16 protein-coding genes and 1 riboswitch are annotated in these 18533 nt (G+C 67.9%); of the genes, 10 read left to right on the top strand and 6 right to left on the bottom strand.

What is annotated here, in order from left to right; translation table 11 throughout:
- The first annotated feature begins 276 nt into the window (after positions 1-276).
- Positions 277-747 (top strand): XAC0231 family protein, encoded by a 471-nt coding sequence (locus tag PDM28_RS01205; protein ID WP_311183482.1) that lies wholly within the window; start codon positions 277-279, stop codon positions 745-747.
- Positions 748-775: 28 nt separating this feature from the next.
- Positions 776-1255 carry a tRNA (uridine(34)/cytosine(34)/5-carboxymethylaminomethyluridine(34)-2'-O)-methyltransferase TrmL gene (gene trmL, locus PDM28_RS01200; RefSeq protein WP_070208681.1) on the top strand — a complete coding sequence of 160 codons (480 nt, stop codon included), beginning with the start codon at positions 776-778 and terminating at the stop codon, positions 1253-1255.
- Positions 1256-1259: 4 nt separating this feature from the next.
- On the opposite strand, the gene PDM28_RS01195 is transcribed toward trmL, so the two are convergent.
- A complete protein-coding gene (locus PDM28_RS01195; protein ID WP_102947198.1) occupies positions 1260-2423 on the bottom strand; it encodes an acyl-CoA dehydrogenase family protein in 1164 nt (387 codons plus the stop codon).
- A 143-nt stretch (positions 2424-2566) separates the two neighbouring features.
- On the opposite strand from PDM28_RS01195, the gene PDM28_RS01190 reads away from it, so the two are divergent.
- Both PDM28_RS01190 and PDM28_RS01185 read left to right on the top strand, forming a co-directional pair.
- A complete protein-coding gene (locus PDM28_RS01190; RefSeq protein WP_425507624.1) occupies positions 2567-3067 on the top strand; it encodes a GNAT family N-acetyltransferase in 501 nt (166 codons plus the stop codon).
- Between the two features lie 252 nt (positions 3068-3319).
- Positions 3320-4996, top strand: coding sequence for an electron transfer flavoprotein-ubiquinone oxidoreductase (locus tag PDM28_RS01185; RefSeq protein WP_311183481.1), 1677 nt, complete (start codon positions 3320-3322; stop codon positions 4994-4996).
- 3 nt (positions 4997-4999) lie between these two features.
- Here the strand turns inward: PDM28_RS01185 and PDM28_RS01180 are convergent, their stop codons facing one another.
- The 3 genes from PDM28_RS01180 to PDM28_RS01170 are packed head-to-tail and all read right to left on the bottom strand — an operon-like array spanning position 5000 to position 8577.
- On the bottom strand, positions 5000-6577 hold the full coding sequence (locus PDM28_RS01180) for an ATP-binding protein (protein WP_311183480.1): 1578 nt from the start codon (positions 6575-6577) through the stop codon (positions 5000-5002).
- A 12-nt stretch (positions 6578-6589) separates the two neighbouring features.
- Positions 6590-8275 carry a transporter substrate-binding domain-containing protein gene (locus PDM28_RS01175; protein WP_311183479.1) on the bottom strand — a complete coding sequence of 562 codons (1686 nt, stop codon included), beginning with the start codon at positions 8273-8275 and terminating at the stop codon, positions 6590-6592.
- Positions 8251-8577, bottom strand: a complete 327-nt coding sequence (locus tag PDM28_RS01170) for a type 2 periplasmic-binding domain-containing protein (protein WP_311183478.1) — start codon at positions 8575-8577, stop codon at positions 8251-8253. The genes PDM28_RS01175 and PDM28_RS01170 overlap by 25 nt, the downstream gene beginning before the upstream one ends.
- A gap of 78 nt (positions 8578-8655) precedes the next feature.
- Between PDM28_RS01170 and PDM28_RS01165 the strand changes: the two genes are divergently transcribed.
- The 6 genes from PDM28_RS01165 to PDM28_RS01140 all read left to right on the top strand — a co-directional run bounded on the left by PDM28_RS01165 (position 8656) and on the right by PDM28_RS01140 (position 14273).
- Positions 8656-9294 carry a response regulator gene (locus PDM28_RS01165; protein ID WP_102947141.1) on the top strand — a complete coding sequence of 213 codons (639 nt, stop codon included), beginning with the start codon at positions 8656-8658 and terminating at the stop codon, positions 9292-9294.
- 15 nt (positions 9295-9309) lie between these two features.
- Complete coding sequence (locus tag PDM28_RS01160) at positions 9310-10446, top strand: phosphotransferase enzyme family protein (RefSeq protein WP_425507623.1); 1137 nt, start codon at positions 9310-9312, stop codon at positions 10444-10446.
- A gap of 41 nt (positions 10447-10487) precedes the next feature.
- A riboswitch (TPP riboswitch) is annotated at positions 10488-10583 on the top strand.
- A 67-nt stretch (positions 10584-10650) separates the two neighbouring features.
- A complete protein-coding gene (locus PDM28_RS01155; RefSeq protein WP_311183476.1) occupies positions 10651-12801 on the top strand; it encodes a TonB-dependent receptor in 2151 nt (716 codons plus the stop codon).
- Positions 12798-13382: a nicotinamide riboside transporter PnuC gene (gene pnuC / locus PDM28_RS01150; RefSeq protein WP_311183475.1), complete on the top strand. Its 585-nt coding sequence runs from the start codon at positions 12798-12800 to the stop codon at positions 13380-13382. The genes PDM28_RS01155 and pnuC overlap by 4 nt, the downstream gene beginning before the upstream one ends.
- A gap of 10 nt (positions 13383-13392) precedes the next feature.
- On the top strand, positions 13393-13866 hold the full coding sequence (locus PDM28_RS01145) for a helix-turn-helix transcriptional regulator (protein WP_311183474.1): 474 nt from the start codon (positions 13393-13395) through the stop codon (positions 13864-13866).
- Positions 13863-14273 (top strand): VOC family protein, encoded by a 411-nt coding sequence (locus PDM28_RS01140; RefSeq protein ID WP_311183473.1) that lies wholly within the window; start codon positions 13863-13865, stop codon positions 14271-14273. Before PDM28_RS01145 ends, PDM28_RS01140 begins: the two co-directional genes overlap by 4 nt.
- Positions 14274-14328: 55 nt before the next feature.
- Here PDM28_RS01140 and PDM28_RS01135 read toward each other — a convergent pair whose 3' ends face one another.
- Positions 14329-17394, bottom strand: coding sequence for an efflux RND transporter permease subunit (locus tag PDM28_RS01135; RefSeq protein ID WP_311183472.1), 3066 nt, complete (start codon positions 17392-17394; stop codon positions 14329-14331).
- Positions 17391-18488, bottom strand: coding sequence for an efflux RND transporter periplasmic adaptor subunit (locus PDM28_RS01130; RefSeq protein ID WP_311183471.1), 1098 nt, complete (start codon positions 18486-18488; stop codon positions 17391-17393). The genes PDM28_RS01135 and PDM28_RS01130 overlap by 4 nt, the downstream gene beginning before the upstream one ends.
- Positions 18489-18533 lie beyond the last annotated feature (45 nt).

Below are 18533 nucleotides of genomic sequence, written 5' to 3'. Positions count from 1 at the left end.
GGCTGGCTGAACCGTTGTCCGGACAGTTTCCCAGGGTGGGATCGGACAGGTGTCCGGACAGCGGACACTCTGGAACGCCTATAAAACCCTTTTAAATCAATGATTAAAAGTTGGCACGATGCCTGCATTGGTCTACGTGCGGAAAGGACGCGATCAAACGAAACATGACTGATCGCTGAACAAAACACGGAATCTTGAAATTGTTCTTGCATCCCCAGATTCGGTGTACTACCTTACTACCACACCACTGCTCACCAACACTAAACAGGCCCCGTCATGAACACCAAGACCATCGCAATCGCCATCGCCCTCGCTGCCGGCTCCGCGTTTGTTTCGAACGTGCATGCCGCTTCCGCCATCACCACCCTGCCGACCGTGCAGGTCCGTCCCTCCGCCGACCAGCTGGCCCAGGCCGAAGTCGAGCGCACCAGCAGCATCCCGACCCTGGCGCTGGTGGAAGTGCGTCCGACCGCCGGTCAGGTTGCCGAATACCGCGCCGAACTGGCCGACAGCCGCCGCGTCACCACCCTGGCCGCCGTTGAAGTCCGCCCGACCGCCGAACAGCGCGAAGCGCTGGCCGCCGAACAGGCCGAACGCAGCACGGACTACATGGGTGCCCTGGCCTCGGCCGCCGGCGTACTGGCCCGCGACGTGATCATCAACCTGCCGGCCCTGCAGGTGCGTCCGTCGCCGAACGACCTGCAGGCCTTCGCGGTCGAAACCGCCTCGGTGCTGGTCCGTCCGTAATCGGGGATGGGCGGCGTAACATGTACGAATGACCGCCACCCCGACGTTCCATGTAGTGTTGTTCCAGCCGGAAATTCCCCCGAATACCGGCAATGTGATCCGGCTCTGCGCCAACACCGGCGCGCGACTGCACCTGATCGAGCCGCTCGGTTTCGACCTGAGCGACAAGCAGCTCAAGCGCGCCGGGCTGGATTACCACGAATACGCCCGACTGCAGGTGCATCCAGACCTGGACACCTTCCTGCAGGCAATCGCGCCAAAGCGCCTGTTCGCCCTGAGCACCCGCGGCAGCGTGCGTTATGACACCCAGCAGTTCGAAGACGGCGACGCCTTCCTGTTCGGCCCGGAAACCCGCGGCCTGCCGCAGGACGTGCTGGACGCGCTGCCCGATGGGCGCCGCTTGAGGTTGCCGATGCAGCCGGATAACCGCAGTTTGAACCTGTCCAACACTGTCGCCGTGGTGATGTTCGAGGCCTGGCGCCAGAACGGGTTTGTAGGCGGCGCCTGATCGCCTAGAACGCGTTGATACCCGTAAGCTCGCGACCAATCACCAACTGGTGCACGGTCTCGGTGCCTTCATAGGTGATCACCGACTCCAGGTTCAACGCATGCCGGATCGCCACGTGCTCGGTGGTGATGCCCGCGCCGCCCAGAAGGTCCCGGCACTCGCGCGCGATGTCGATCGCCATGCGGCAGTTGTTCCATTTGGCCAGGCTGACCTGCTGCGGCTGCAGCTGCCCCGCATCCTTCAACCGCCCCAGCTGCAGCGACAGCAGCTGCGCGGTGGTGATGCGCCGGGCCATGTCGGCCAGCTTGATCTGCGCGCTCTGGGTGGCCGCCACCGGGCGCCCGAACAGCACGCGCTCCTTTGTGTAGCCCAGCGCTTCGTCCAGGCAGGCAACGGCCGCGCCGATCGGCCCCCAGCTGATCCCGTAACGGGCCTGGTTGAGGCAGCCCAGCGGCCCCTTCAGCCCCTGCACGTTCGGCAGGCGGTTGCGCTCGGGCACGCGCACGTTGTCGAAGAACAGCGCGCCGGTCAGCGAGGCCCGCAGGCTCATCTTGTGCTTGATCTCCTGCGTGGTGAAGCCGGGCATGCCCTTCTCCAGCACGAAGCCCTGGATACCGTCTTCGGTATGCGCCCAGACAATGGCGATGTCCGCCACCGGGCCACTGGTGATCCACATCTTGCTGCCGTTGATCAGCCAGTCGCCGCCGTCCTTCACTGCACGGGTCTTCATCGCGGCCGGGTCGGAACCGCCGTGCGCCTCGGTCAGGCCGAAGCAGCCGATCACCCGGCCGGCGGCCATGTCCGGCAGCCAGCGCAGGCGCTGCTCCTCGCTGCCGTAGGCGAAGATGGGGTACATGCACAGTGAGCTCTGCACCGAAACGAAGCTGCGCAGGCCCGAGTCGCCGCGTTCCAGTTCCTGGCAGATCAAGCCGTAGCTCACCGCGTTCAAGCCGCCACCGCCGTACTGCTCGGGCAGGCTGGAGCCGAGCAGGCCCAGCGACGCGATTTCAGGAATCAATTCATCCGGGAAACGGCCCTGGTCGAACGCGTCGCCGATGATCGGCAGCACCTTTTCGTCGGTGAAGCGCGCCACGCTCGCCTGCACGGCACGTTCCTCCTCGCTGAGCAGCGAGCGGACATCGAACAGATCGTACGGATTGAGGGCCATGGGCAGCGACATCGCAGGCAGCAACAGGGCCCCCATTGTGACACCAGCCCGGTAGTGCCGGCCGCTGGCCGGCTGCACGCAATACCGGCCATCACCAGGAGCCGGCCGGCGGCCGGCACTACAATGGCTGCTTACAGGAGGCCTTGCCCATGCAGATCCGCAGCGAGCGTCCCGGCGACGCCCATGCCATTCACGCCCTCACCCGCGACGCGTTCGAACACGCCCCGCACAGCAGCCACACCGAACAGCACATCGTCGATGCGCTGCGCGATGCCGGTGCGCTGGCGGTATCGCTGGTGGCTGAAGATTCCGGCGCCATCATCGGCCACGTGGCGCTTTCGCCAGTGCAGCTCAGCGATGGCAGCGAAGGCTGGTACGGGCTCGGGCCGATCTCGGTGTCGCCGGAACGGCAGGGGCAGGGGGTTGGTGGGGCGTTGATGAAAGCGGCGATGGAGTCGCTTGAGGCGATGGGCGCGGCCGGGTGTGTGTTGTTGGGCGACCCCGCGTACTACGGACGGTTTGGGTTCCACGCAGAGCCGCGCCTGCGTCTGGCCGGGGTACCGGCGGAGTATTTCCAGGCACGGTTGTTGCGCGGGGAATGGCCAGACGCCGAGGTCACCTACCACGCGTCCTTCAGCGCGTAGTGCCGGCCGCCGGCCGGCTCCTCGTACCGCCGGGCATCGCCTGGAGCCGGCCGGCGGCCGGCACTACGGTCTCGAGTTCTTATGCTGCGCCGCAGCATCGCGCGTGAACGTCGGCGATCTAGGCGGAAACGGCTCCTACCGGTACCCTGATGCCCTGATCCAGCAGTTGCGCAGTGACCTGTCGCGCGCGATTCCCAGGCAACCGCCGCCGGCTTTGGCCGGGACGGCACTACCCACGAGTTACGCATCACCATGAGCGAAGAAACCACTGCCCTGCCCCCGCGTGAAGCCATGGAGTTCGACGTGGTTGTCGTCGGGGCCGGCCCGGCCGGCCTGGCCACCGCGATCCGCCTGCGCCAGCGCGCCATCGAAGCCGGCCGCGAGCTGTCGGTGTGCGTGCTGGAAAAGGGCTCCGAACCCGGCGCCCACATCCTGTCCGGCGCGATCATGGACACCCGCGCGCTGACCGAACTGTTCCCGGATTGGGCCGAACGCGGCGCGCCGCTGAAGCAGAAGGTCACCCGCGACGAGTTCCTGTTCCTGTCCGAAGACGGCGCGCGCAGCACCCCGCATGCGCTGCTGCCCGAGTGCTTCCACAACGAAGGCAACTACATCATCAGCCTCGGCGAGGTCACCCGCTGGCTGGCACAGCAGGCCGAAGTGCTGGAAGTGGCGATCTTCCCCGGCTTTGCCGCCGCCGAAGTGCTGTACGACGAGAACGGCGCGGTGATGGGCGTGGCCACCGGCGACATGGGCATCCGCAAGGACGGCTCGCACGGTCCCAATTTCGAACGCGGCATGGAGCTGCACGCCAAGTACACGGTCTTCGCCGAAGGCTCGCGCGGCCACCTCGGCCGCCAGCTGATCGCCCGCTTCCAGCTGGACGCCGGCAAGGACCCGCAGGCTTACGGCATCGGCATCAAGGAACTGTGGCAGATCGACCCGGCCAAGCATGAGCCGGGCCTGGTGGTGCACACCGCCGGCTGGCCGCTGGACAGCGATACTTACGGCGGCTCGTTCCTGTACCACGCCGACGGCGGCAAGGTCGCAGTGGGCTTCGTGGTCGGGCTGGACTACCGCAACCCGTGGATGAGCCCGTTCGAGGAGTTCCAGCGCTTCAAGACCCACCCGTCCATCCGCAAGCACCTGGAAGGCGGCAAGCGCATCGGCTACGGCGCGCGTGCGATCACCGCCGGTGGCCTGCTGTCGCTGCCCAAGACCGTGTTCCCGGGCGGCGCGCTGGTCGGCTGCGAAGCCGGTTACCTCAACGCCAGCCGCATCAAGGGCAGCCATGCCGCGATCAAGACCGGCATGCTGGCCGCCGACGCCGCGTTCGACGCGCTGGTTGCAGACCGCCAGCGCGACGAACTCAGCGCCTACCCGGCCGCCTTCGAAAGCAGCTGGTTGAACGACGAGCTGAAGCAGTCGAAGAACTTCAAGCAGTGGTTCAAGAAGGGCCGCAACGTCGCCACGCTGATGACCGGCATCGAGCAGTGGCTGCTGCCCAAGCTGGGCATCCGCAATCCGCCGTGGACCCTGCGCCACAGCACGCCGGACCACGCGTGCCTGGAGCCGGCGTCGCAGCACACGAAGATCGCCTACCCCAAGCCGGACAACGTGCTCACCTTCGACCGGCTGAGCTCGGTGTTCCTGAGCAGCACCAACCACGAAGAAGACCAGCCGTCGCACCTCACGCTGAAGGACGCCAGCGTGCCGGTGCGGATCAACCTGTCCGAGTACGCCGGCCCGGAAGCACGTTACTGCCCGGCCGGGGTGTACGAGTTCGTCGGTGGCGAAGGCCAGGAACAGCTGCAGATCAACGCGCAGAACTGCGTGCACTGCAAGACCTGCGACATCAAGGACCCGACCCAGAACATCGTGTGGGTGACCCCGCAGGGTGGCGGCGGCCCGAACTATTCGGGAATGTAACTGCTACAGGCTATCCAGGTAGGCCTGCAGTGCGGTCTCGAACGCGGCGATGTCCGCCGCGCTCGCCGCAATCCCCTGCTCCGGAATCTGCTGCATCAGCGCGCGCGCCTGCTCGGCCAGCGCCTCCGCACCCAGCGTGCCGAGCCCGCCCACGATGCGGTGCAGGACTTCCACCGCCGTGTTGATGTCATCCTGCGCGCGGGCGTCCCGACCGCGCTGCAGGTCGTCCGCGGTGGCTTCGCGCATGCTGTCGATCAGCACCGTCGCCACGTGCTCGGAGCCGAACCGGCGCACGATCGCCGCACGCGTCGGCGGCGCTGCCGGTACCGCCGCCGCCAGCGGCAGCTCCGGTTCCGGCGCGGCGTCGCCTTCGTCGGAGGGCAACCAGCGGCGCAGTGCCTGGCGCAACGTGGCCAGCGCCACCGGCTTGGCCAGCAGGTCATCCATGCCCGCTTCGCGGCAGCGCTGCACGTCTTCCGCCAGCGCGCTGGCGGTCAGCGCGAGCACCGGCATGCGCTGGCCACTGCCACGTTCACGCTCGCGGATGTGCCGGGTCAGCGTGTAGCCATCCATCACCGGCATGCGGCAATCGGTGATCACCAGGTCGAAGTGCGCGGCGTCCAGCAGCGCCAGCGCCGCTTCGCCATCCACCGCCACCTCGTGCTGCAGGCCCAGCTGCTGCAGGCGCCAGCGCATCAGTGCCTGGTTGGTGGGGTGGTCTTCCACCACCAGCACGCGCCGCCGCGCCTGCCCGGCCGGCAGCGGCTCCACCTCGCCGCCGGCGCGCTGGTCATCGCGCGCCACCGCGTCGGCCGGCACCAGCGGCAGGCTCACCACCACGTCCACGCGGGTGCCCTTGCCCGGTTCGCTCTGCATTTCCAGCTTCCCGCGCATCAGGCCGACGAGCCGCTGGCAGATGCTCAGCCCCAGCCCGGTGCCGCCGTAATGGCGGGTAATGGCCACGTCGGCCTGCGCGAACGGCTTGAACAGCCGCTCGCGCTGCTCGGCTGAAATGCCGATGCCGGTATCGATCACGCTCAGGCGCAGGGTCTGCGAGATCTCGTCGGCGCGGTCTACCGACAGCGCGATGCTGACCGATCCCTCATTGGTGAACTTGATCGCATTGCTGAGCAGGTTGAACACGATCTGGCGCAGGCGCATGCCGTCGGCCAGGTGCTGTGGACCCACCGCCGCGTCGACCTCCAGGCTCAGCGCCAGGCCCTTGCTGGACGCCTGCGGCGACAGCAGCTGCTGCACGTTGTCGAGCAGGGTGCGCAATGCCACCGGCTGCGGCTCCAGCGGCAGCGCGCCGGCTTCGATGCGCGAATAGTCGAGGATGTCGTCCAGGATCTGCCGCAGCATCTGCGCCGAGTCCTCGATCACGCTGATGATGCGGCGCTGTTCGCCGTCCAGCCCGGTGTGCGAGAGCGCTTCCACCATACCCAGCACCCCGCTCATCGGCGTTCGGATCTCGTGGCTCATGGTGGCCAGGAAATTCGACTTTGCCGCCGTGGCGCGTTCGGCAGCAGACTTCGCCGCCGCCAATGCGTCGGCCTGCGCGCGCGCTTCGGTCACGTCCACCCAGTAACCGCTTCACAGCACCGCACCGTCCGCAGCCGCATACGGCAGCGCGCGCGTGCGCACCCAGCGCACCACCCCGTGCGGACTGGTGCGGAATTCCAGGTCCAACGCGGAAAAGTCGCGCGCGGCTTCAATCAGCGCGGCGTGCACCGCCTCGCGGTCGCGTGGGTCGATCTTGTCGGCCAGGCGGGTTTCATCGGCAATCACCTCCTGCGTACTCACCCCGAACATCGATTGCAGGTCGCCGGTGATGTACGGGAAGGTGACCCGGCCATCGCTGTCGCGGCGCGCCTGGTAGACGATCGCCGGCAGGTTGTCGGTCACTTCCACCAGCCGCTGTTCCAGCTTGCGCCGCATGCTCACTTCGCGGCGCAGGCGCCAGTAGCCCCAGCCGTGCACGACGATGCCGGTGAGCAGCACCAGCGACAGCGGTACGGCCCAGCGCGCCACCGAACGCCAGTCCAGCCCGGTGCGGTATTCGGCCAGCAGCCAGTCGCCGCGGATCGCCGCCTGTTCGCGCGGGGTGATGTTGGCCAGCACGCGATCGAAGGTGGTGGCCAGCGGCGCGTACTGGCGCTTCACTGCCAGCGAGAGCTGGTCGCTGAAACCGGCCGGGGCCGCCACGTGCAGTTTGGCCGGGTACACCTCGCGCACCACCCGGTCGACCATGGCCAGGTTGCCGACGTAGGCGTCGGCATCCCCATTGGCCAATCGCGACAATGCCTGGTCCACGCTGCGCGCCGGCACGATCCGTGCCTTGGGCGCGTACTGCAGGATGTAACCGCGCAGGCGCTCGGGATCCGAAAGCAGGATGCTGCGCCCGTCCAGGTCGCCCAGGCCCAGCACCGAGCGGCTGTTGTTGGGGGTGACGATCACGTTGGGCACGCTGATGAAGGGCTGGCTGAACACCCAGTCGTCGCCCAGATAGTGCGCGTCGTTGGGCATGCCCATCACCACGTCCACGTCGCCCCGGCGCATCTGTTCGCGCACCTCGAACCAGTCGTGCGCCGGTACCCGGTTCAACTGCGCGCCGACCATGCGCAGCTGGCGCAGGTAGTCGCCCGCCACCCCGCTGGGCTCGCCGGCCGCGTCGATGAACGACAACGGCGCACCGGTGGGCGCATAGCCCATGCGCAGCGGCGTGGCCAGGACCCGGCGCTCGGCCTCGCCGAGGATCAGGCGCGACTGCGACGACCACTGCAGCGGCGGCAGCCAGCGCTTGTACAGGGCCTCGCGCTGCGCCTGGGTGACCGTGGAAAGCGCGCTGTCCAGCGCTTCGGCCAGCGGCTGGCGCGCATTGGGCACCCCGAAGTGCAGCCGCTCGGGCGGCAGGTCGCTGGGTCGCAGCAGGGCAATTCCGTCGAGCCCGTCCTGCCGGATCAGGGTGCTGGCCACGTGCGCGTTGCCGATGTACACGTCGGCATCGCCCTTGGCGACCATCGAAAGGGCCGCGCGGGTATTAGCCGCCGTCACCTGGCGGGCGGCCGGGAAACGGGCCCGGACCTGGCCACTGGTCAGGAATTCCTGCTCGGTCACCACCCGCAGCCCGGCCAGGTCGGGGTCGGTCGAGGTGCGGGTGTCGCCGACCCGGCCGACCAGCGCCAGCGGGGCGTCGGCATAGGATCCCGTGTAAACCATGCAGCGGGTCCGGTCGGGGGTCAGGGTGATGTTCATCACCACGTCGACCTCCCCCGGCATGCCGCATCCAGCACGGCGGCCCAATCACGGTATACCCGCACCTTCACCTGCACACCCAGCTGCCGGGTCAACAGCATCAGGTAGTCATGGCCAAGCCCGTCGGGTCGGCCGTTCTGCATCATTTCGAATGGTGGCCATCCGCTGTTGTACATGCCCAAAAGGATGGTAGGGTTCCGTTCGATCCAGTCGGCCTGGCGCGGTGAGAGCGAAGGGGCAGGGGCAGGCGCCGCCACGGCAACTGCACCGCCCAGCGCCCAACCCAGCCACAGCACGACCAGCCAGCGAACAAGCGAGGTACGCATGCTGTCTGTTCTCCCAGGAGTGATCCGCCCACGCGACGTGCCCCGTTGGGGCCGCTGCCTTCAAGGCAATACTAGTCCATGACCTTGCGCATAATCATCGCTGACGACCACCAGGTGGTCCGGGTCGGCGCCAGAGCGGCCATCGAAGCCAGTGGGGTGGGCGTACTGGTGGCTGAAGCCAGCAACGCAGACGAGTTGTTCGCTGCGCTGGAGCAGCACGAGTGCGATCTGCTCATCACCGACTACTCGATGCCACAGAGCAAACGGGTTGACGGAATCGACATGATCCAGAAAATCCGGCGCAACTATCCGGACCTGCGCGTGCTGCTCATGAGCGTCACACAGAACATCGCGATCCTGCGCATGGTGGTCAACAACGGCGTGCTCGGTCTGTTCGACAAGGGCTCGCTGGTGGAAGAACTGCCGTTGGCGATCCAGGCCGTGTCGCGTGGCCAACCGTATGTCAGCCGCAAGCTCCGCGAAATCATCGACCGGGTCGGCACCCAGTCCATCGGCGACGACCGCACGCGCGTGCTGTCGCCGCGCGAGGTGGAAGTGCTGCGCCTGCTCAGCAGTGGCATGACCGTCAAGAAGATCGCCGAGAAGCTGCACAAGAGCATGAGCACCATCAGCCGCCAGAAAGGCGATGCCATGCTCAAGCTCGGCCTGCGAAGCGACGCGGAACTGTTCGACTTCATGCGCGACAACAAGCTCTAAGGTTTTTTCCAGCGCGTGATGCACGACCACCACCACGTACAGGGCCTGGACAACGACCAGGTGGCCGCCGATTGGCCTGCGATCAGCGACGCCGAACTGGCGTGGCTTCGCGGGCACTACCCTGCGCTGGAAGGCGCGTGCGAGGTGCTCTGGCACAGCCCGCGGCCGTTTTCCGCTGCGGCGCTGGTGGAGTGTGGCGCGCAGCGTTTCTTCCTCAAGCGCCACCACGCCAGCGTGCGCACCGCTGCATTGCTGGGTGAAGAACATCGCTTCATCGCGCACCTGGCGGCTGCCGGGCTGCCGGTGGTGCAGGTATTGCACACGCATGACGGCGCCAGTGCGCTCGAACGCGACAACTGGACCTACGAACTGCATGCGCAGGGCGACGGCCACGACCTGTATCGCGACACGCCCTCTTGGACACCGCCACACGACCCCGCACATGCACACGCGGCCGGCGTCATGCTCGCGCGCCTGCACCTGGCCGCCAGCGACTACCACGCGCCCCAGCGCAGCACCCACCTGCTGGTGGCACGCGACGACCTGATCCGCGCGTGCGATCCGCTGGCACTGCTGCGCAGTGAACTGCCGACCCGGCCGGCGCTGGCCGATTACCTGTCGCGGCAGCCGTGGGAACACGACCTGCAGCGCGCCGTGCTGCCATGGCATGCAGCGCTCGGCGAGCACCTGCAGGACGAGCCGGTGCTGTGGGGCCACAACGACTGGCATGTCTCCAACCTGCTCTGGCACGGCCACGGTCCGGACGCGACGGTGGCCACCGTGTTCGACTTCGGGCTGGCCTCCCCGGCCAGTGCGCTGTTCGACCTGGCCACCGCGATCGAGCGCAACGCCGTGGCGTGGCTGGACGACGCTGGTGGCGGCCCGGTCGCCCACGCGGACATCGCCCTGGCCCTGCTGGCCGGCTACCGTCAGGTACGGCCGCTGTCCGCCGCCCAGGTGCACCTGCTGGCCGACCTGCTGCCGCTGGTGCATTTCGACTTCGCCCTGTCGGAAGTCGAGTATTTCCAAGGAATTACCGGCTCCCCGGCGAATGCCGACGTGGCCTACCACACCTTCCTGCTCGGCCATGCCGACTGGTTCTCCAGCGACGCCGGCTGGGCCCTGCTGGACACCCTGCACGCCGCCGCCTGAGCCGGTGGGCTCGCCACGGCGGCCGATTGGTGTGAAAATGACCACTGAAGCGGGGGTGCCTGGATCTGCCAGGCTGAGAGAGTCCCTTGGAACCTGATCCGGTTTGCACCGGCGTAGGGAGCTTTGAGCAGCAGGCGCACCCCCGTTCCGGGCCGGTGTGCGCGCGTGCCTTCGCTTCGTCTCCTTTGGCTGATGACGAATCGAATGAACCGCTGCTACCGCCTCACGCTGCTGACCGCCGCCCTCTGCGCCGCCCTGCCCCTGCACGCCGCCGAACGGTCGCCCACCGACCTGGCCGGCGTGCGCGTACAGGCCAACAAACCGGCCGCGCCCCCCGCGCCGAGCAGCAGCTTCGGCAACGCCGACTGGAAGAACACCCCGGCCTCGGTCAACGTGCTGGACCGTGCGTTGCTCGACCAGCTGCAGGTGCGCACGCTGTCCGAGGTGGCGCGGCACGATGCCTCGCTGGGCGACAGCTACGCACCGGTGGGCTACTACCAGAACATCGCCATCCGCGGCTTCACACTGGACCCCGCCACGGGTTACCGCTTCAACGGGCTCTCCATCGCCGGCGAACAGCGCCTGGCGCTGGAGAACGTGCAGCAGGTGGAAATCCTCAAGGGCGAGGCCGGCCTGGCCGCCGGCGTGATGGCGCCGGGCGGCATCATCAACTACGTGGGCAAGCGCCCGGCCGAAGTGCGCAACGTCACCCTCGCCACCGACCAGGAAGGCTCGCGCTATGTCGCCGCCGACGTCGGCACCTGGATCACGCCGCGCTTCGGCGTGCGCGTCAATGCCGCCTGGGACGACACCGCGTCCTACATCGACCACGCCGACGGTCGCCGCAACTTCTACTCGGTGGCGGCCGACTGGCTGATCGGCGAGCGCGGCAAGCTGGAACTGGACGCCAACTACCAGACCAGCGCGCAGCGTTCGGCCAGCGGCTACCAGCTGCTCGGCGGCAGCGTGCTGCCGCGCGGGGTGGACCGCAGCCGCATGCTCGGCCACCAGCCCTGGCAGCAGCCGGTGGGCATCGACAGCACCAACATCACCGCGTTGCACACCTTCGACTTCACCCCGGACTGGCAGTCGCGCGTGGCCGTCGGCCACAGCCGCTCGGTGATCGATGACAACGTCGCCTTCGCCTACGGCTGTTACTACGCCGCCGGGTGTGCCGACGGCAGCGTGCCGGGCAACTACTTCGCCCCCAATGGCGATTACGACATCTACGACTACCGCAGCCCCGACGACACCCGCGTCAACGACGAAGCGCGCGGCGAACTGCGCGGCCGCTTCGCCACCGGCTCGGTGCGGCATGAACTCTCGTTCGGGCTGAGCGCGTTCCACCGCACCGTGGACAAGCGCCAGAACGTCAACGAATACGTGGGCACCGCCAACATCGCCGACGCGCAGGTGCCGGTGTTCGATCCTTCACCGCTGCAGCCGGGCCCGTCCGCGCGGCGCCTGGACAGCCGGCAGCGCGCGGTGTTCGCGCTGGACCGCATGCACTTCGGCGACAACTGGCAGTGGCTGGCCGGCGGCCGCTACGTGCGCCTGGACGAGCGCGCCTATGACAAGCGCGGCACGCCGGAGCGGCACAGCCGCATGTCGCAGTTCCTGCCGCAGACCGCGCTGATCTGGCAGGCCAGTGAGCGCGTCAACGTGTATGCGAGCTATGTGGAAGGCCTTTCCCTGGGCCAGGAAGCGCCGTTCTGGACCAGCAACGGCAGCACCTTCCTACCGGCCATGCAGTCGCGCCAGCGCGAGGTGGGCATCAAGTACGCCGCGGCCGATGGCCTGATGCTGGGCGCGGCGGTGTTCCGCATCAGCCAGCCGTTCCAGTACGCCAAGCCGGACGACAGCGATGCGGGCTTCACCTTTGTGCAGGAAGGCACCCAAGCGCATACGGGCCTGGAGCTCACCGCCAACGGCCAGGTCACCGAACGGCTTACCGTGAATGCCAGCGCCAGCCTGCTGCAGGCGCGGGCACGCGATGCCGGCACCGCGTACTACGACGGCCAGCAGCTGGTGAACGTTCCCAAGGTGCGTACCGCCGTGCACGTGGACTACGCCCTGCCCTTCGTTGAAGGGTTGGCGGTCAGCGGCGGCTGGCGTTACGCCTCCTCCAATGCCGCCACGGTGGACGGCAGCGTGAAGGCGCCTTCGTATTCCGTATTCGACGCCGGCGTACGCTTCCAGCATCAGCTGCGCGAGCACCCGGTGACCTGGAGCCTGTCGGTGGACAACCTGTTCGATCGCTTCTACTGGCGCGACACCGGCAGCACCGCCGGTGACTACTACCTGTTCCCGGGTGCACCGCGCCAGGCGCGCCTGTCGGTCACGTTCGGGCTATGAGCGCGGCCGTGCTCGAATGGTCGGCGGTAGTGGCCAGCCTGCTCGGCGTCTGGCTGATGGCCGGCCGCCGCATGCTGGCCTGGCCGATGGGGCTGGTCGCGGTGGGCCTGTACGCCACGGTGTTCATCGAAGCGCGCCTGTATTCGGACAGCCTGCTGCAGGTCGCCTTCGGTGGCTTCCTGCTGTACGGCTGGCTGAGCTGGCACCGGCATGCCGAACAGGACGGCGCGATCGTGATCGTTCCGCTGCCACGCCAGCAGCTGCTGCGTGACCTGGGCGTGGGCGTGGTGTTCGGCATCGCGATGGGCTTTGCCATGCACAGCTGGACCGACGCCGCGCTGCCGTGGCTGGACGCCATGCTGGCCGCGCTGAGCCTGGTGGCGCAGTGGTGGCAGGCACGCCGGCACGTGGCCACCTGGTGGCTGTGGATCGTGGTGGATGTGGTGTACGTGGCCATGTACCTGTACAAGTCGCTGGACGTCACCGCCGGGCTGTACCTGGTGTTCATCGGCCTGGCCGTGATGGGCCTGCGCGCGTGGACCGCGGCCAGCCATGAAGGGGCCGAGCTCAAACCGCGCTAGCCTTGGCGGCATGAACCCGACCCCCGAACTGCTGCGCCGGCTGCTCCGGGCCAAGGACCACATGGACCGCGCCCCGCACGAGGCGTGGCCGGTGGCGCGGCTGGCGCAGGTCAGCGCGGTGTCGGAGGCATACTTCGCGCGCCAGTTCCGGCAGGCGTTCGGGCTGCCGCCGCACCGCTACCTGCTCACCCGGCGCATCGAACGCGCGGTGGCGCTGTGCCGCGACACCGACCTGCCGATCACCGAGATCGCGCTGCAGACCGGCTGGAGCAGCTTGGGCACCTTCGGCCGGATCTTCCGCGACATCACTGGGCAGAGCCCCGGCGAGCTGCGCGCCGGCCTGCTGCCGGGTACGGCCGCGCAGGCGCCGGAGTGCATTGCCCGCGCCGCCAGCCGGCCGGATCTCAATACCTCAGTTTCGGAGAAGCGGACGGGCGGCGGGGGGCGTAAAAAGGAACCACCCACAACACCGGAGGTTCCATGAAGCAGGGCATTGAAGTGGTCGGCGTGTATGTGCGCGACCAGGAAGAAGCATTGGCGTTCTATGTGGGCAAGCTGGGTTTCAGCGTGCACACCGACGCCGGCAACGGCGACTACCGCTGGCTGACCGTGCAGCACCCGGACCAACCGGGGTTCCAGCTGGGCCTGTTCCGCCCGGGCCCGCCGGTGCATGACGCCGCGACCGCGCAGGCGTTGAATGCGCTGGTGGCCAAGGGTGCGATGCCGCCGCTGGTGATGACCGTGGACGACTGCAAGACCACGTACGAGCGTTGGTCTGCGGCCGGGGTGGAGTTCAACCAGGAGCCTACCGAGCGCTATGGCACGGTGGATGCGGGGTTCCGCGATCCGTCTGGCAATGGCTGGAAGTTGATCCAGCGCGCGGGGCGCTGATTGTCCGCGTCACGGCGGGTGCATTGCGCACCCGCCGCGCCACACCGACCGCGGGTTAGGCGGTCTTGTGCGTGGACTTGTGGCGGAACTTCTTCGACATCCACTCACCCAGGTCGTCCATCACCGTAAACGCCGCCGGGATCACGATCAGGCTGAGCAGCGTGGAGGTGATCAGCCCGCCGATCACCGCAATCGCCATCGGCGCGCGGAAGCTGGAATCACCGGCAAAGCCCAACGCGATCGGCATCATGCCCGCGCCCATGGCCAGGGTGGTCATCACGATCGGCTGGGCGCGCTTGCGGCAGGCGTCGATCAACGCGTCATGCTGGCTCATGCCCTGCTCGTCTTCGGCCATCACCGCGTAGTCCACCAGCAGGATGGAGTTCTTGGTGGCAATGCCGATCAGCATCAGCAACCCGATCAACGCAGGCAGCGACAGCATGTTCTGGGTGATCAGCAGCGCACCGAAGGCACCACCGGCGCACAGCGGCACCGCCGCCAGGATGGTCACCGGCATCAGCGCGTGGTTGAACAGCAACAACAGCACCATGTAGATGCATATCAGGCCCGCGGCCATCGCCAGCATGAAGCCGATGAACAGCTCCACGAACACTTCGGCATCGCCGGTGTTGAGGAAGGTCACGCCCGGCGGCAACTGCTTCACGCTGGGCAGCGCCTGTACTTCGGTCATCACATCGCCCAGCGGGCGGCCATTGAGCTCGGCGGTGAGGGTCACGTTGCGCTGGCGCTGATAGCGCGAGATCTGCGACGGGCCACTGCCCTGGCGGATCTCCGCCACCGCCGCCAGCGGCACCGGGCCGTCGCGGCCGGGCACGCGCAGCTGCCCGATCAGCGCGGGATTGGCCAGGTCGGCCTCGGCGAAGCCCACACGAATCGGCACCTGGCGATCCGGCAGGTTGAGCTTGGCCAGGCGCTGTTCGTAGTCACCGGCCGTGGCAATACGCGCGGCTTCTGCGATGTCCTGCGTGGCCACGCCCAGGTCCGCCGCACGCGCCGCGTTGGGCACGATCTGCAGTTCCGGGCGCAGCAGCGAGGCGGTGGACGTCACGCTGCCCAGCCCCTGGATGCCGCGCAGATCGCGCTCGAGCGCGGTGGAGGCCTCCTGCAGGCGCTGCGGGTCGTCGCCCGAGAGGACAAGCTGCAGCAGATTGCCCGGCTCGGAACTCACATAGCTCACGCGCACGCCGGGCAGGTTGGCCAAGCGGGCGCGCGCATCGCGTTCCAGCGCGCGCTGGTCGCGGTCGCGGTCATCGGCCACGCCCCAGTCGAGGATCAGGGTGGCCTTGCGCGGTTCGCCCACGCCGGTGGCGCTGGGGTCGCCCAGGTCGAGCACTGCACCCACGGCGGTGTAGACCTGCTTCAGCTCCGGCATGTCCTTGAGCAGCGCGCGGGCGCGCTCGGCCACGTCCACGGTTTCCTGCAGGCGGGTGCCGGGCGGCAGTTCCAGATTGAGGTTGCTGCGGCCCAGATCGGACTGCGGAATGAAGGTCGCCGGGATCAGCGGCACCAGCGCCAGCGAGGCCACGAACAGACCGGTCGCGAGCCACAGCGTGCGGCCCCGGTAGCGCAGCGCCCTGTCCACCCAGCCCAGATACCAGGTCATCAACTTCGACTCGGGCTTCTCTTCGCCATGCGGCTTGAGCAGGTACGCGGCCATCATCGGGGTGAGCAGGCGCGCCACCAGCAGCGAGAACAGCACTGCCGTCGCTGCGGTCCAGCCGAATTCGCGGAAGAACTTGCCGGCAATGCCGGGCATGAACGCCACCGGCACGAACACCGCGGCCAACGTCAGCGAGGTGGCGATCACCGCATTGCCGATCTCGCCGGCCGCCTCACGCGCCGCTTCCAGCGGCGGCTTGCCCATGCGCAGGTGGCGTACGATGTTCTCGATTTCCACGATGGCATCGTCGACCAGGATGCCGACCACCACCGACAACGCCAGCAGCGTGATGATGTTCAGCGTGAAGCCGAAGAAGTACATCACCGCGAAGGTGGGAATGATCGACAGCGGCAACGCCAGCGCAGACACCCACGTCGCGCGCCAGTCGCGCAGGAACAGCCACACCACCAGCAGCGCCAGCAGCGCGCCTTCCCACAGCATCGTCATCGACGAATCGTAGGAGCGATGTGTTTCATCGATGGCGGTGGTGACCAGCCGGAAGTCGATGCCCGGGTGCTCGGCCTTGATCTTGTCCAGCGCCTCGTGCACGCCGGCTTCCACCTTCACTTCGCTCGAACCGCGCGTGCGCGACATCGAGAAGGCAACGACCTTTTCGCCGTCCAGCAGTGCTGCTTCGGTGGGATCTGCCGCAGCATCGGTGATCGTGGCCAGCGTGGACAGGCGCACCGCGCGGCCGTCCGGCAGCGCGATGGAGTAGTCGCGCAGCTGCTGTGCGTCACCCACCGTACCCAGCGTACGGATGGTCTGCTGCGCACCTTCGATTTCGGCCTTGCCGCCCGCCCGTTCGACCTGGATGCGGGCCAGCTGCTGCGAGACGTCGCCGGCGGTGATGCCCATCGCGATCAACGCATTCGGGTCCAGGTCCACCCGCACCTGGCGCTGCACGCCGCCCACGCGGGTCACCCGGGCCACGCCCGGCACGCCGTACATCGCACGCGAAATGTCGCGGTCGACGAACCAACTGGCTTCGTCCGGCGTCATGTGCGGCGCAACCAGCGCATAGGTCATCAGCGAGCCGCCGATGTCGACCTTGGAGATCACCGGTTCCTGGATGTCCTGCGGCAGGTCGGTGCGGATGCGGGTGACCGCGTCGCGGGTGTCGTCCAGCGCGGTGGCAAGATCCGCCTCCAGCTGGAACTCGATCGTGGTGGTGCTCACGCCTTCGCTGACCGAGGAGATCACGCGCTTGACGTTGTTCACCGTGGCGACCGAGTCCTCCACCTTGCGGGTGACTTCCGCTTCCAGCTGGCTGGGCGAGGCGCCCGGCTGGGTCACGGTGACGGTGGTCATCGGGAAGGCGATGTCCGGGAAGCGCGCCACCGGCAGCTGGTAGAAGCCCCACAGGCCGGCCACGCACAGCACGAAGAAAATCAGCAGCGCAGGCAACGGGCGCTTGATCGCCCAGGCGGAGATATTCATTTGGCGGTTGCCTTGGCATCAGCCACCACGCGCACGCGGTCGCCCTCGCCGAGGAACCCGGCGCCTTCCACCACCACCCGGTCGCCCTTCTTCAGACCCTCCAGGATCGCGGTGCGGCCCTGCACGGCCTGGCCGGTGCGCACGCGCAGGCGCGCCGCCTGCTGCTTGTCGTTCACGGTGAACACGTAGCTGTGGCCATCACGCTGCACGATCGCAGCGGTGGGCACGGTCAGCGCCGGGCCTTCGCCGATGACGATGCGGCCTTCCACGTACACCCCCGGCTTCAGCGTGCCCGGCTCGGGCAGGTCGGCAAAGATCGTACCGGTGCGGGTCTGCGCGTCCACGCCCGGGGTGACCGCGCGGATGCGGCCGGTGACAACAGCGTCGGCATACGGCAATTCCACCGTGTTGCCCACGGCCACGCCGGTAAGCTGGTCTTCGGGCAGCTCGGCGCGCCATTCCAGGCGGCCGTCGCGGATCAGGCGCAGCAGCTCGGTCCCGGCCTGCACCACCTGGCCCGGCTGCACCAGGCGCTTGGAGATCAGGCCATCGGCCGGCGCGCGCAGGTCGGCGAAGTCACGGCGCAGCTGCGCCGCGTCGCGCGAGGCACGGGCGGTGGCGGTCTGCGCCTCGGCATTGATGCGGTTGGCACGCAGCTCATCAAGGCTGCTTTCGCTGATCAGCTTCTGCGCCGCCAGCTTCTCGCTGCGCTGGAAGTTCAAGCGCGCGAGCTCCTGCGCCGCCTGCGCCTGCTTCAGCGAGGCATCGGCCTGGGCCAGCTCGCTGTCCAGCGTGCGGTGGTCCAGCTGCAGCAGAACCTGGCCCTTCTTCACCCACTGGCCCACGTCCACCGGCAATGCGGTCACGCGCTGGCCGCTGATCTCCACGCCCAGCTGCATTTCCTCATAGGCGGTGACCGGGCCGGAGACCAGCACCGTGCGCGCCATGGTCTGCTGCTGCACCGGGGCCAGCGACACTGGCAGCGCGGAGCTGGCCGCGGCGTCGGCGGCGGCCTTGTCGTCTTTGTTGCCGCAGGCGGCGAGCGTTACCGCCACCAGCAGGAGGGAAGTGCAGCGGAGAAGAGAGGCGCGCATCAGTGAGCTTCCGTGTCGGAGCAGCGGTAGTGAGGAAAAATGGGG

Origin of the sequence: Stenotrophomonas aracearum, assembly GCF_031834615.1 — a bacterium.
Classification (GTDB): domain Bacteria; phylum Pseudomonadota; class Gammaproteobacteria; order Xanthomonadales; family Xanthomonadaceae; genus Stenotrophomonas; species Stenotrophomonas aracearum.
This window is presented reverse-complemented; position numbering and strand designations above follow the sequence as displayed.

Bases quoted from the DNA above. Each gene is read 5' to 3' on its own strand.
- PDM28_RS01165 (WP_102947141.1), top strand. From the start codon at position 8,656: ATGACCTTGCGCATAATCATCGCTGACGACCACCAGGTGGTCCGGGTC.
- PDM28_RS01195 (WP_102947198.1), bottom strand. From the start codon at position 2,423: ATGGCCCTCAATCCGTACGATCTGTTCGATGTCCGCTCGCTGCTCAGC.
- PDM28_RS01130 (WP_311183471.1), bottom strand. From the start codon at position 18,488: ATGCGCGCCTCTCTTCTCCGCTGCACTTCCCTCCTGCTGGTGGCGGTA.
- PDM28_RS01205 (WP_311183482.1), top strand. From the start codon at position 277: ATGAACACCAAGACCATCGCAATCGCCATCGCCCTCGCTGCCGGCTCC.
- PDM28_RS01145 (WP_311183474.1), top strand. From the start codon at position 13,393: ATGAACCCGACCCCCGAACTGCTGCGCCGGCTGCTCCGGGCCAAGGAC.
- pnuC (WP_311183475.1), top strand. From the start codon at position 12,798: ATGAGCGCGGCCGTGCTCGAATGGTCGGCGGTAGTGGCCAGCCTGCTC.
- PDM28_RS01175 (WP_311183479.1), bottom strand. From the start codon at position 8,275: ATGCCGGGGGAGGTCGACGTGGTGATGAACATCACCCTGACCCCCGAC.
- PDM28_RS01170 (WP_311183478.1), bottom strand. From the start codon at position 8,577: ATGCGTACCTCGCTTGTTCGCTGGCTGGTCGTGCTGTGGCTGGGTTGG.
- trmL (WP_070208681.1), top strand. From the start codon at position 776: ATGACCGCCACCCCGACGTTCCATGTAGTGTTGTTCCAGCCGGAAATT.
- PDM28_RS01155 (WP_311183476.1), top strand. From the start codon at position 10,651: ATGAACCGCTGCTACCGCCTCACGCTGCTGACCGCCGCCCTCTGCGCC.
- PDM28_RS01135 (WP_311183472.1), bottom strand. From the start codon at position 17,394: ATGAATATCTCCGCCTGGGCGATCAAGCGCCCGTTGCCTGCGCTGCTG.
- PDM28_RS01185 (WP_311183481.1), top strand. From the start codon at position 3,320: ATGAGCGAAGAAACCACTGCCCTGCCCCCGCGTGAAGCCATGGAGTTC.
- PDM28_RS01140 (WP_311183473.1), top strand. From the start codon at position 13,863: ATGAAGCAGGGCATTGAAGTGGTCGGCGTGTATGTGCGCGACCAGGAA.